Source organism: Pseudoxanthomonas sp. PXM03 (assembly GCF_014852005.1).
Taxonomy (GTDB): domain Bacteria; phylum Pseudomonadota; class Gammaproteobacteria; order Xanthomonadales; family Xanthomonadaceae; genus Pseudoxanthomonas_A.
Genome location: NZ_JACVAU010000001.1, coordinates 455,585 through 467,844 on the forward strand (window position 1 = coordinate 455,585; position 12,260 = coordinate 467,844).

The 12,260-nt window shown below is 67.3% G+C and carries 12 protein-coding genes; all 12 read left to right on the top strand.

Annotated elements, in window-relative coordinates; translation table 11 throughout:
• Positions 1–26: 26 nt before the first annotated feature.
• The gene (locus IB223_RS02040) at positions 27–338 is read left to right on the top strand and encodes a hypothetical protein (protein ID WP_192201206.1); all 312 of its coding nucleotides are present in this window, start codon (positions 27–29) and stop codon (positions 336–338) included.
• A gap of 76 nt (positions 339–414) precedes the next feature.
• Positions 415–2,520, top strand: coding sequence for a prolyl oligopeptidase family serine peptidase (locus IB223_RS02045; RefSeq protein ID WP_192200021.1), 2,106 nt, complete (start codon positions 415–417; stop codon positions 2,518–2,520).
• Positions 2,521–2,678: 158 nt separating this feature from the next.
• Positions 2,679–4,850: a S9 family peptidase gene (locus IB223_RS02050; protein WP_192200022.1), complete on the top strand. Its 2,172-nt coding sequence runs from the start codon at positions 2,679–2,681 to the stop codon at positions 4,848–4,850.
• A 197-nt stretch (positions 4,851–5,047) separates the two neighbouring features.
• The gene (locus IB223_RS02055) at positions 5,048–5,461 is read left to right on the top strand and encodes a YbaN family protein (protein WP_225590895.1); all 414 of its coding nucleotides are present in this window, start codon (positions 5,048–5,050) and stop codon (positions 5,459–5,461) included.
• Between the two features lie 40 nt (positions 5,462–5,501).
• The gene (locus tag IB223_RS02060; protein ID WP_192200024.1) at positions 5,502–5,714 is read left to right on the top strand and encodes a lipoprotein; all 213 of its coding nucleotides are present in this window, start codon (positions 5,502–5,504) and stop codon (positions 5,712–5,714) included.
• Entirely contained in the window at positions 5,707–6,570 is an 864-nt protein-coding gene (dapF, locus tag IB223_RS02065) for a diaminopimelate epimerase (RefSeq protein ID WP_192200025.1), read from the top strand. Before IB223_RS02060 ends, dapF begins: the two co-directional genes overlap by 8 nt.
• Complete coding sequence (locus tag IB223_RS02070) at positions 6,567–7,241, top strand: DUF484 family protein (RefSeq protein WP_192200026.1); 675 nt, start codon at positions 6,567–6,569, stop codon at positions 7,239–7,241. Before dapF ends, IB223_RS02070 begins: the two co-directional genes overlap by 4 nt.
• Positions 7,242–7,371: 130 nt before the next feature.
• Positions 7,372–8,250: a tyrosine recombinase XerC gene (gene xerC / locus IB223_RS02075; protein ID WP_192200027.1), complete on the top strand. Its 879-nt coding sequence runs from the start codon at positions 7,372–7,374 to the stop codon at positions 8,248–8,250.
• A gap of 208 nt (positions 8,251–8,458) precedes the next feature.
• Positions 8,459–9,010: an ATP-dependent protease subunit HslV gene (gene hslV, locus IB223_RS02080; RefSeq protein WP_192200028.1), complete on the top strand. Its 552-nt coding sequence runs from the start codon at positions 8,459–8,461 to the stop codon at positions 9,008–9,010.
• A 68-nt stretch (positions 9,011–9,078) separates the two neighbouring features.
• The gene (gene hslU / locus IB223_RS02085; protein WP_192200029.1) at positions 9,079–10,464 is read left to right on the top strand and encodes an ATP-dependent protease ATPase subunit HslU; all 1,386 of its coding nucleotides are present in this window, start codon (positions 9,079–9,081) and stop codon (positions 10,462–10,464) included.
• 98 nt (positions 10,465–10,562) lie between these two features.
• Positions 10,563–10,901 carry a zinc ribbon domain-containing protein YjdM gene (locus IB223_RS02090; protein WP_192200030.1) on the top strand — a complete coding sequence of 113 codons (339 nt, stop codon included), beginning with the start codon at positions 10,563–10,565 and terminating at the stop codon, positions 10,899–10,901.
• Positions 10,902–10,942: 41 nt separating this feature from the next.
• Positions 10,943–12,259 (top strand): SDR family oxidoreductase, encoded by a 1,317-nt coding sequence (locus IB223_RS02095; RefSeq protein ID WP_225590761.1) that lies wholly within the window; start codon positions 10,943–10,945, stop codon positions 12,257–12,259.
• Position 12,260 lies beyond the last annotated feature (1 nt).

Sequence of the window (12,260 nt, forward strand, 5' to 3'; positions counted from 1 at the left end):
ACACAAGGGAATCCTCCGCCATGTCCATGTCCTCGTTTCAGGTTTCGCATGCGGTCCGCCAGGACCGCCCCGATGTCCATCTGGATCGTGTCCTGCGCCGCGTGGTGCTGTCAGGCGTTGCGCTGGTGTTGCTGCTGCCGCTGGCCCGCGCCAGCACCGACTGGTTGGGCTGGCTGCCCCTGTGGCTGGTCGGGATGCCTGCCGTGGCCTGGTGGGCCCTGCACCGTTTCCGGCTTCCGGCCCGTGGGGCCAGGTCGCATCGGACGGCGCGCCGTCGTCGCAGCCCGCAGGCGCGCCGCATCCGCGACGGGGGCGGCGCCCTGTCCCGGGCTGCCTGACCTTCGGCAGGGGGTGCCCTCCGGGCCTTGTGCTAGCGTGCCATGTTCATGAAACGCACCTCCGGAGCCGCACCCGATGCCCAGACTCATCCATGCCTGCCTGGCCGCAGGCCTCGCCGTCGCTGGCGCGCTGTCAGCCCCTGCCCATGCCAAGGAGGTTGACGTGACGAACGATCCGTATGCCTGGCTGGAGGACGTCGAAGGGCAGAAGCAGCTGGACTGGGTGAAGGGCGTGAACGCCAGGGCCGAGGCCGAGATCGCCTCGACCCCGGCCTTCAAGCAGCTGGAATCGGATATCCGCGCCATCCTCGATTCCGATGCCAAGATTCCGGGCGTGCAGAAGGTCGGCGAGTACTACTACAACTTCTGGAAGGACAAGCAGCACGAGCGCGGCGTCTGGCGCCGCACCACGCTGGCCGAGTACCGCAAGGCCCAGCCACAGTGGGAAACCGTGCTGGACCTGGATGCGTTGAACAAGGCCGAAGGCAAGAACTGGGTTTGGCACGGTGCCGACTGCCGCAAGCCGGACTACGCGCGCTGCCTGGTCGCGTTGTCGCGCGGCGGTGCCGATGCCGACGAGACCCGCGAGTTCGACCTGGTCAACAAGAAGTTCCTGGCCGACGGCTTCTACCGCCCCGAGGCCAAGGGTGCGCTGGGCTGGAAGGACGCCGACACCGTCTACGTCTACAGCGACTTCGGCGCCGGCAGCCTGACCAGCTCGGGTTACCCGCGCATCGTGAAGGAATGGAAGCGGGGCACGCCGCTCGCATCGGCCGCCGTCGTGTACGAAGGCACCGCGGAAGACATGTACATCGCGGCCTACCATGACGACACGCCGGGCTTCCAGCGCGATTTCGTCAGCCGCACCATCGCCTTCTACAACGACGAGCTGTACCTGCGCGGTGCCGGCGGCACGCTGGCCAAGATCGACGCACCCAATTCCGCCAACAAGGGCGTGCACAAGGAATGGCTGACGCTGGAACTGCGCGAGCCGTGGACCGTCGGCGGCAAGACCCATGCCGCCGGCAGCCTGCTGGCCGCGAAGTTCGAGGACTTCATGGCCGGCAAGCGCGACTTCGACGTGCTGTTCGCGCCGACCGACAAGACCTCGCTGGCCGGCTTCACGTGGACGAAGAACCACCTGGTGCTCAACGTGCTGGAGGACGTGAAGAACCGCCTGAGCGTGCTCACGCCGTCGGCTTCGGGCTGGAAGACCAGCGCCTTCGTCGGCGCGCCGTCCTTCGGCACCATCGGCGTCAACGATGTGGACAGCGACGACAGCGACGCGGTGTGGCTGACGGCCACCGATTATCTGACCCCGACCACGCTGTCGTTGGCCGAGATCGGCAAGCAGCCTGAGCAACTGAAGTCGATGCCGGCCTTCTTCGATGCCTCGGGCAAGAAGATCGAGCAGCACTTCGCCACGTCGAAGGATGGCACCAAGGTGCCGTACTTCCTGGTTCGCCCGGAAGGCCTGAAGTACGACGGCAGCACGCCGACCCTGCTGTACGGCTACGGCGGCTTCGAGATCTCGCTGACCCCGGGCTATTCCGGCGGCGTCGGCAAGGGCTGGCTGGAGAAGGGCGGCGTCTATGCCGTCGCCAACATCCGCGGCGGCGGCGAGTACGGTCCGCGCTGGCACCAGGCCGCGTTGAAAGCCAACCGCCACAAGGCGTACGAGGACTTCGCTGCGGTCGCGCAGGACCTGATCGCCCGCAAGATCACCTCGCCGAAGCACCTGGGCATCCAGGGCGGCAGCAACGGTGGCCTGCTGACCGGCAACATGCTGACGCAGTATCCCGAACTGTTCGGCGCGGTCGTGGTGCAGGTGCCGCTGCTGGACATGAAGCGCTACAGCCACCTGCTGGCCGGCGCCTCGTGGATGGCCGAGTACGGCAACCCCGACACCGCCGACTGGGAATTCATCCAGACCTTCTCGCCGTACCACCTGTTCGACGCGAAGAAGGACTATCCGCCGACCCTGTTCATGACCTCCACCCGCGACGACCGCGTCCACCCGGGCCACGCCCGCAAGATGGCCGCCAGGATGCTGGAAGCGGGCAAGGACGTGCGCTACTACGAGAACATCGAGGGTGGCCACGGCGGTGCGGCGAACAACGCCCAGGCCGCGCACATGAGCGCGCTGGCCTATACCTTCCTCTGGCAGCAGCTGGCCAAGTAACGGTACACAGCTCCTTCCCCCGCTTGCGGGGGAAGACGGGGATGGGGGTGCTCTTGGCGCGGTAAGTCAACGGGCTTGCCCCCACCCCAACCCTCCCCCGCAAGCGGAGGAGGGGGCAGACCGCTTCCCATTGCATCCCGCATCCCCGGACCCCATCCATGAAACCGACTTCCCTGTTGCTGGCCGCCACCGTCCTGATGAGTACCCCGATCACCTCCGCCCTCGCCGCCACCGCCACTCCGCCCGACGTGGCGAAGAAGCCGCACGTGGTGAAGGCGCCGCATGGCGCCGAACGCAACGACGAGTACTACTGGCTGCGCGACGACAAGCGCGAGAACAAGGAAATGCTGGCGTACCTCAACGCCGAGAACGCCTACACCGACTCGGTGATGGCGCCGTTGAAGCCGCTGGAAGACAAGCTCTACGACGAGGTCGTCGCCCGCATCAAGCAGGATGACGCCAGCGTGCCGTATCGCGAGCGTGGCTGGTGGTATTACGCCCGCTTCGTGACCGGCAAGGACTACCCGGTGCATGCGCGCCGCAAGGACGGTCCGGGTCTGGATGCGGTATCCATCCAGGCGGCCAACGCCGCAGGGGACTTCGCCGGCGAGCAGGTGCTGCTGGACGTGAATGCGCTGGGCGAAGGCAAGGACTACTACAACGTCGGCGACTACGAGGTCAGCCAGGACAACCGCCTGCTGGCCTATGCCGACGACACCAATGGCCGCCGCCAGTACACCATCCGCTTCAAGAACCTCGAAACCGGCGAGATCCTGCCTGACACGATCACCAACGCCGAGCCCAACCTGGTCTGGTCCGACGATGGCCGCACCCTGTTCTACGTCGACAAGGATCCGGAGACCCTGCTCAGCAAGCGCGTGAAGTCGCACGTACTGGGCACGCCGGCCGCGCAGGACAAGCTCGTCTACGAGGAAGAGGACGACAGCTTCTACATGGGCATCGGCCGCAGCCGCGACGACAAGTTCATCTGCATCAGTGTGGAGAGCACGGTCTCCTCGGAGATGCGCTGCACGCCGGCTGCCAGCCCAGGCGTGTTCACCGTGCTGGCGCCGCGCGAGCGCGATGTCGAGTACCAGGCCGACCACCTCGGCGACCGTTGGGTGATCCGCACGAATGCCAATGGCGCCACCAACTTCAAGCTGGTCACCGCGCCGACCGATTCGGTCTCCCGCAAGGACTGGAAGGACTGGATCGCACACCGCGATGACGTCTTCATCGAGGGCTTCGAACTGTTCGACGGCTTCAGCGTGGTGGCCGAGCGTGCCAACGCACTGGAAAGCCTGCGCGTGATCAAGGCCGATGGCAGCAGCGACTACGTCAAGGCCGACGAGCCGGCGTACTCGATGGGCCTGTCCGCCAATCCGGAGACCGGCACTGACTGGCTGCGCTACAGCTACACCTCAATGACCACGCCGGCCACGACCTACGAGATCAACACCAGGACCGGCGAACGCCGGCAGCTGAAGCAGCAGCCCGTGCCTGGCTACGACGCCTCGAAGTACGTCACCGAGCGCGTGTGGGCGCCGGCGCGTGACGGCAAGACGAAGATCCCGGTGACGCTGGTGTACCGCAAGGACTTTGCCCGCGATGGCAAGGCGCCGATGCTGCAGTACGCCTACGGCAGCTACGGCGCGTCGATGGACCCGAACTTCAGCATCACCAATGTCAGCCTGCTGGACCGTGGCGTGGTCTATGCGCTTGCGCATATCCGCGGCGGACAGGAAATGGGCCGCCGTTGGTACGACGACGGCAAGCTGTACAACAAGGTCAACACCTTCACCGATTTCATCGACGTCACCGACTACCTGGTCAAGGAAGGCTATGCGGCCAAGGACCGTGTGGCGGCGATGGGCGGCAGTGCCGGTGGCCTGCTGATGGGCGCGGTGTCGAACATGGCGCCGGAGAAGTACAAGGTCATCCTGACGCTGGTGCCGTTCGTCGACGTGGCGACCACGATGCTGGACCCCAGCATCCCGCTGACCACCAACGAATACGACGAGTGGGGCAACCCGGAAGAGAAGGGCTATTACGACTACATCCTCACGTACTCGCCCTACGACAACCTGCAGGCGAAGGCCTATCCCGCGATGTTCGTCGGCACCGGCCTGTGGGACTCGCAGGTGCAGTACTGGGAGCCGGCCAAGTACGTGGCCCGCCTGCGTGACCTGAACACCGGCACGGACCCGGTGGTGTTCCGCACCAACATGGAAGCCGGCCATGGCGGCAAGTCGGGCCGCTTCCGCCAGTACCGCGAACGCGCCGAGATGTTCGCCTTCATGCTGGACCAGCTCGGCGTCGCCTCGAAGTAAGCGACAGTACGCGCTGGAAAAGAGCCGGGGAGACCCGGCTCTTTTCGTTGCGGGCCACGGCGCATCCCCAGGCGATGCCCATGTTCCAGCACTGGAAAGCCGTCGATGGCGCGCCGCGTTTCCCTCCGCGCCGGGCGTGTTCGCGCCCGGTGGTGGATTTGGGGTACAAGGGCGCCGTGGAAGACAAGTCTCCTTCGCTGCACGAGCCCGCTGCCCGGCGTCCCGCGCGCTTCCGCTGGGCGTGGTGGCTGCTGGCGTATGCCAGCCTGGGCCTGGGCATCCTCGGTGTGTTCGTGCCGGGGCTGCCGACCACGGTGTTCGTGCTGATCGCCGCGTACGCTGCGTCGCGCGGCTCGGAGCGGCTGCATCGCCGCCTGATGACGCACCCGCGCTTCGGCCCGATGATCCATGACTGGCACCTGCACCGTGCCGTATCGCGACGCGCGAAGTGGATGGCCACCTGGACCATGCTGGCCAGTGCGGCGATCCTGCTGGCACTGATGCTGTGGACCGGCTCGCATCGATGGTGGATGGTCGCCCTGCCGGTCGCCTGCATGGCGACGGTCGCGGTGTGGCTGTGGATGCGACCGGAACCCCCGCGTACGCGGTGAAGGCGCGGCGCATTCATCGGCCTGTGGCTATACTCGCGACATGAACCGGAACGCCCGTCTTTTCGCCGCTGCCGCCCTGATGGCGGCCCTGTCCGCCTGCGGAGCCAAGGGCCCGCTGTTCCTGCCGGAGAAGCCCGTCGAGGAAGCCCCCGTGGCCCCCGCCGCGTCGCCTGAAACGCCGGCCACGGACACCCTGCCTGCCGAGCCGCCCATCGATCCGGCCACGGTGCCGGCCACCGACGGGAATGGCTGAGACCCTCCACGCACGGTCCACGCCGATGCGCTTCACCAAGATGCACGGCGCCGGCAACGACTTCGTCGTGCTGGACCTGCGTGATGGCGCGCCGCCACCGGATGCCCGGCTGGCGGCGCAGCTGGCGGATCGCCATATCGGCGTGGGATGCGACCAGATCCTGACCGTCGAACGGCCGCGCAGCGCGGGCGCCGTGGCCGCGTATCGCATCTGGAACTCCGACGGTTCACCCTCGCAGCAATGCGGGAACGGCGCGCGTTGCGTCGCCGCCTGGCTGGTCCGCGACGGCGCGGCGCGTGGCGACACCTTCAACGTGGACAGTCCGCTGGCCACGCACGCGGTGGAGCGCATCGGCGACGACCGCTATGCGATCGCGATGGGCGTGCCGGAATTCGTGCCGGCGCGCATTCCGCTGCACGGCTTCGACCATGTCCAGCCGGAGTACGACGCCGATGTGGACGAAGGACTCCGCCTGCGGTTCGGCGCAGTGTCGATGGGCAATCCGCACGCGGTCATCGAAGTCCCATCCGTCGATGCCGCGCCCGTGAAGCATTACGGCCCGTTGCTACAGCGCTCGCGCCACTTCCCGGAGTCGGTCAACGTCGGTTTCGCCGAAGTGGTCGCACGCGACCGCGTGCGCCTGCGCGTGTACGAGCGCGGCGTCGGCGAAACCCTGGCCTGCGGCAGCGGCGCCTGCGCGGCAGCGGCCGTGCTGATCCGGCGCGGGCGCGTGGATCGTGACGTGGCCATCGCATTGCCCGGTGGCGAGCTGCGCATCCGCTGGCCGTCCGACGACGCGCCGGTCATCATGTCCGGGCCGGCGGCATTCGTATTCGAAGGGGAATGGAAAGCATGAGCGACACGCAAGAGAAGCTGGGCGCCCACGAGATCGCAGCATGGCTGCGACGGCACCCCACTTTCCTGAAACAGTTCCCCGACCTGGCGCTGAGCCTGGTGGTGCCGCGCGATGAAGGCCCCACCGCGTCGCTGGCCAGCTACCAGCTGGACGTGCTGCGCGACAAGAACCGCGAATTGTCCAAGCGCCTCGGTGACCTGTTCGCCAACGCGCAGGAAAACGAGCGCCTGGCCGTGCGTACCCACCAGCTCGCCCTCACCCTCATGAAGCAGGGCACGGCCGCTGACACGCTGCGGGCGATGGCGGCCTCGCTGGCCGAGGATTTCAACGGCGACCGCGTCAGCATCGTGCTGCTGCAGCCCGTCGACGGCCTGGTGGAGAACGACTGGTTGCAGATCGTGCCGGCCGACAATCCGCACATGGCCCCGTTCCGCGACTGCCTGCGCGATGGCGAGCCGATCTGCGGCCGCCTGCAGCCCGAGAAACACGTGCTGCTGTACGGCGCGCGCGCCGAGGAAGTCGCTTCGTCGGCGTTGCTGCCGCTGCCCGGCATCGGCCTGGTGGCCGTGGGCAGCCGTGACGGCAACCGCTTCTATCCCGGCATGGGCACCCTGTTCCTGCGCATGATGGGCGAGACGCTGGTGACGGCGTTGAAACGGTTCGATGCCTGACGGAGGGCCCGCGCCTCACGCCGTCGTTCCGGCCAAGGCCGGCATCCACGTGGCCCTTGCGCGTTGCATGCAGGCACGACAGCAGAAACAAGGCGGATTCCGGCGTTGGCCGGAATGACGGGGCGAAGGGATGTACTCGGTCGCCGACTTCCTCGCCCATCTTGAAGTGGAGCGCCGCGTCTCCGCGCACACGCTCGACGCGTATCGCCGCGATCTCGCCGCGCTGACCGAATGGGCGCAGGCCCAGGGCGTCGCCAATCTGGTGGAGGTAAATGCGGAGCAGCTGCGCGGCTTCGTCGCCAGCGAGCACAGGCGCGGCCTGTCGCCGAAGAGCCTGCAGCGTCGCCTGTCTGCCTGCCGCAGTTTCTACCAGTGGCAACTCAAGCATGGCCGCATCGTGGCCAGTCCCGCGGCAGCACTGCGCGCACCCAAGGCGCCGCGCAAGCTGCCCCAGGTGCTGGATGCCGACGAGGCCGTCAGGCTGGTGGAAGTGCCGGTGGATGCGCCACTGGGCAAGCGCGACCGCGCACTGCTCGAACTGTTCTACTCCTCCGGGCTTCGCCTCAGCGAGTTGTGCGCGCTGCGCTGGCGCGACCTCGACATGGTGGGCGGCATGGTCACGGTGCTGGGCAAGGGCAACAAGGAACGCAAGGTGCCCGTGGGATCGCATGCACGCAACGCGCTCGCCGAGTGGCGGCAGGAGCGGACGGTGGGCAACGAGGCGTTCGTGTTCCCGGGGCGAGGGGAGGGGCCGATTTCGCAACGCGCCGTGCAGATCCGCATCAAGCAGCTGGCGCAGCGGCAGGGCCTGTTCAAGCACGTGCACCCGCACATGCTGCGGCACAGCTTCGCCAGCCACATCCTGGAATCCTCCGGCGACCTGCGTGGCGTGCAGGAACTGCTGGGGCATGCCGACATCGCCACCACGCAGATCTACACGCACCTGGACTTCCAGCACCTGGCCAAGGTGTACGACGCGGCGCATCCGCGGGCGAAGCGGAAACGCTGACCCGCCCTGCAGGAGCGACGTGAGTCGCGACCACGATCCCCAGGCGGCCGCGCACCGTCCACGAGGTCACGCCTGATGCGACTGTCCTGCTTGTGCAGACGTGCGGTCGCGACTCACGTCGCTCCTACAGAAGACCAACCAACCCAAAAGTCATGCTTGAACCAAGGAGCGGCGTCCCCACCTCTGGGGGAACACCCCGGAGGCCTCCATGGACCCCAGCCAGAACCCGAACGTCTTCCACGCCACCACCATCCTTTGCGTACGTCGCAATGGCCACGTCGCCGTCGCCGGCGACGGGCAGGTGACGCTGGGCCACACCGTGATGAAAGGCAATGCACGCAAGGTGCGCCGGCTCGGCCGCGACGGCCAGGTGCTGGCCGGTTTTGCGGGCGCCGCCGCCGATGCCTTCACGCTGTTCGAGCTGTTCGAGGCCAAGCTGGAAAAGCACGGGCAACTGACGCGTGCTGCCGTGGAGCTGGCGAAGGACTGGCGCACCGAGCGCCGCCTGGGCAAGCTCGAAGCGTTGCTCGCCGTCGCCGACAAGGAGACGTCGCTGATCATCAGCGGCACCGGCGACGTGATCGAGCCGGAGGACGGCATCATCGCCATCGGGTCCGGCGGGTCGTACGCACTGTCCGCCGCCCGCGCGTTGCTCGCGCACACCGAACTGGACGCGAAGTCCATCGCCGTCGAATCGCTGAACATCGCTGGCGACATCTGCATCTACACCAATCGCAACGTGGTGGTCGAAGAGCTTTGATGCTCCGGCCGTCCATGTGCCCCGACCCGTGCGGTCGGGGCTGAAGCCCCTCCTACAGAACCATCGCCATGACCGAAAACACGTCCTCCACCATGACCCCGCGCGAGATCGTGCAGGAACTCGACCGCCACATCGTCGGCCAGCACGCCGCCAAGCGCGCGGTCGCCATCGCGCTGCGCAACCGCTGGCGCCGCATGCAGCTGGATGCCGGCCTGCGCAACGAGGTGATGCCGAAGAACATCCTGCTGATCGGCCCGACCGGCGTAGGCAAGACCGAGATCGCGCGCCGCCTGGCCACGCTGGCCAACGCGCCGTTCGTGAAGGTCGAGGCCACGCGCTTCACCGAGGTCGGTTACGTGGGCAAGGATGTCGAGCAGATCGTCCGCGACCTGGCCGACACGGCGGTGAAGATGTATCGCGAACAGGCCAAGGCGCGCATGCGTACCCAGGCCGAGGACCGCGCCGAGGACCGCATCCTGGATGCGCTGCTGCCGCGACGCGAAGGCGCCGGCGGCGGGTTCGGCTTCGGTGCGAACACCACCACGGTCGACATCGGCGCGGAGCCATCGTCGAAGGAATCCGAGACCCGGCAGAAGCTGCGCCGGCAGTTGCGCAACGGCGACCTTGACGAACGCGAGATCGAGCTGGAGCTCGCCGCCAATGTCGGTGTCGACATCATGACGCCCCCTGGCATGGAGGAGATGGGCCAGCAGCTCCGGCAGATGTTCTCCAACCTGGGCGGCAACAAGACCCACAAGCGCACGGTGACGATCAAGGCCGCGCGCCCGCAGCTGGTCGAGGAAGAGGCCGCCAAACTGGTCAACGAGGACGACATCCGCGCCGCCGCCATCGAGGCCTGCGAGCAGCATGGCATCGTCTTCATCGACGAGATCGACAAGGTCGCCAAGCGGGGCGGCAACATGAGCGGCGGCGACGTCAGCCGCGAGGGTGTCCAGCGCGACCTGCTGCCGCTGGTGGAAGGCAGCAACGTGTCGACCAAATACGGCACGGTGAAGACCGACCACATCCTGTTCATCGCCTCGGGCGCGTTCCATCTGGCCAAGCCCAGCGACCTGATCCCGGAACTGCAGGGTCGCTTCCCGATCCGCGTCGAGCTCTCGGCCCTGAGCAAGGAAGATTTCATCCGCATCCTCACCGAGCCCAAGGCCGCGTTGAGCAAGCAGTATGTCGAGCTGATGAAGACCGAAGGCGTGGCGCTGCGCTTCAGCGACGATGCCATCGATCGTCTTGCCGAGATCGCCGCGCTGGTCAACGAACGCCAGGAGAACATCGGCGCGCGGCGCCTGCATACCGTGCTGGAGCGCCTGCTGGACACGTTGAGCTACGAAGCGCCTGACCGCGATGGCCAGAGCGTCACCATCGACCGCGCGTATGTCGATGCGCACCTCGGCGAGCTGGTGCAGGATCCCGACCTGAGCCGCTACATCCTGTGATGCCACGAACCCGCCGCAAGGCGGGTTCTTCCTTTGCGGGAGGGGAGTCTGGGTCGTCGGTTACAATCCTGCTCCGTCCGAACGATGTCGTCCTTCCCATGAGCACGCTGCCGCCCTGCCCGCAATGCCGATCCGAGTACACCTACGAGGATGGCGTGCAGCTGGCCTGTCCGGAATGCGGCCATGAATGGTCCGCCGGCTCAGCCCTCGCAGACGATGACGCGCGCGTCATCAAGGATGCCAACGGCAACCTGTTGCAGGATGGCGACACCGTCACCGTCATCAAGGACCTGAAGGTCAAGGGTTCTTCGCTGGTGGTGAAGGTGGGCACCAAGGTCAAGAACATCCGCCTGGTCGATGGCGACCACGACATCGACTGCAAGATCGACGGCATCGGCGCGATGAAGCTCAAATCGGAGTTCGTGCGCAAGGCCTGATCCTGCGCTGCCCTTCATTTCCACGGACACGGAACGACCGCATGGCAGGCATGGCGCAGCGATCTCCCGAGGGAAATGGGCGCACCGTGCTGGTGGTCGGAGGTGCGGGATTCATCGGAGGCTATCTGGTGGCAGCGCTCCATCGCCACGGCTGGCGCGTGCTGCGCGCGGTGCGTCCGAAGGAACACGCGCTCGCGGATGACGAGCGCGCCTGCGACCTGATGGCGATGCAGCGTCCCGAGGATTGGAGGCCACTGCTGGACGGCGTGGATGCGGTGGTCAATGCCGCAGGCATCCTCCGTGAGGAGGGCGGACAGACCTTCGAGGCCGTGCACGTGGCTGCGCCGCTGGCGCTCGCACACGCCTGCGTGGACCGTGGCGTGAAGCGGTTCGTGCAGGTCTCCGCGCTCGGCCTGCCGGAAGACGGGCCCTTCATCGCGTCCAAGCATCGTTTCGACGAACAGCTCACTGCGCTCGCCGTCTCGTCCGTCGTGCTGCGTCCGTCGGTGGTCTATTCGGTCAGTGGTTCCTACGGCGGCACGTCGCTGCTGCGCGCCCTGGCGGGATTTCCGGGTGCGCAGTGGCTGCCGGGCGATGGCCGTTGGCAGGTGCAACCCGTCGCGGCCGAAGACGTGGGCGAACTTGTCGCGCGCGCGGTCGATGGCACGGTCTCCGGCACCTACGAAGTGGGCGGCCCCGCGCCGATGTCGTTGCACGACTATCAGCGGCAATGGCGACGCTGGTTGCGCGTTCCCGGCGAACGCGTTGTGGCCGTGCCGGAAGCCTGCGTCTCGCTCGCGGTATCGGTGATGGAAGCCGTGGGGCGGGGGCCTGTCGGGCGAACGATGTGGCGCATGTTGCGACGGGGCAACACGACGGCACCGGAGGCGGCCGATCGACTGGAGGCTTCGTTCCGGCTGCGGCCTCGTACGCTTGCGGAGGCCCTGGCGCAGGCGCCCAGCCAGGTGCAGGACCGCTGGCAGGCGCAGCTGTACTTCCTCGCGCCCGCCCTGCGCTGGGCCGTGGTGGCGTTGTGGCTGCTGTCGGCATTGGCCGGCTGCGTCACACCGGCCGCCGACATCCTGCGACTGTCGTCGGGCACGCCGTTGGCCGCGTGGGATCCCATCATGCTGGCGCGCGCGGGGGGCGTGGCCGATCTCCTGCTGGGCCTCTGGCTGGCCAGCGGCTGGCGCCCCCGTGCCGCCATCGGCGCGATGCTGCTTCTGCTGGTGGCCTACACGCTGATGCTCGGCGGCATGGTCCCGGCGCTGTGGTGGGATCCGCTGGGCGGAATGGCCAAGAACCTGGTGTTGCTGCCCGCATTGGCAGTGCTGTGGGTCCTGACGGAGCGACGCTGAG

Coding starts and splice junctions, on each gene's coding strand:
- IB223_RS02040 (WP_192201206.1), top strand. CDS start 27: ATGTCCTCGTTTCAGGTTTCGCATGCGGTCCGCCAGGACCGCCCCGAT.
- IB223_RS02045 (WP_192200021.1), top strand. CDS start 415: ATGCCCAGACTCATCCATGCCTGCCTGGCCGCAGGCCTCGCCGTCGCT.
- IB223_RS02050 (WP_192200022.1), top strand. CDS start 2,679: ATGAAACCGACTTCCCTGTTGCTGGCCGCCACCGTCCTGATGAGTACC.
- IB223_RS02060 (WP_192200024.1), top strand. CDS start 5,502: ATGAACCGGAACGCCCGTCTTTTCGCCGCTGCCGCCCTGATGGCGGCC.
- dapF (WP_192200025.1), top strand. CDS start 5,707: ATGGCTGAGACCCTCCACGCACGGTCCACGCCGATGCGCTTCACCAAG.
- IB223_RS02070 (WP_192200026.1), top strand. CDS start 6,567: ATGAGCGACACGCAAGAGAAGCTGGGCGCCCACGAGATCGCAGCATGG.
- xerC (WP_192200027.1), top strand. CDS start 7,372: ATGTACTCGGTCGCCGACTTCCTCGCCCATCTTGAAGTGGAGCGCCGC.
- hslV (WP_192200028.1), top strand. CDS start 8,459: ATGGACCCCAGCCAGAACCCGAACGTCTTCCACGCCACCACCATCCTT.
- hslU (WP_192200029.1), top strand. CDS start 9,079: ATGACCGAAAACACGTCCTCCACCATGACCCCGCGCGAGATCGTGCAG.
- IB223_RS02090 (WP_192200030.1), top strand. CDS start 10,563: ATGAGCACGCTGCCGCCCTGCCCGCAATGCCGATCCGAGTACACCTAC.
- IB223_RS02095 (WP_225590761.1), top strand. CDS start 10,943: ATGGCAGGCATGGCGCAGCGATCTCCCGAGGGAAATGGGCGCACCGTG.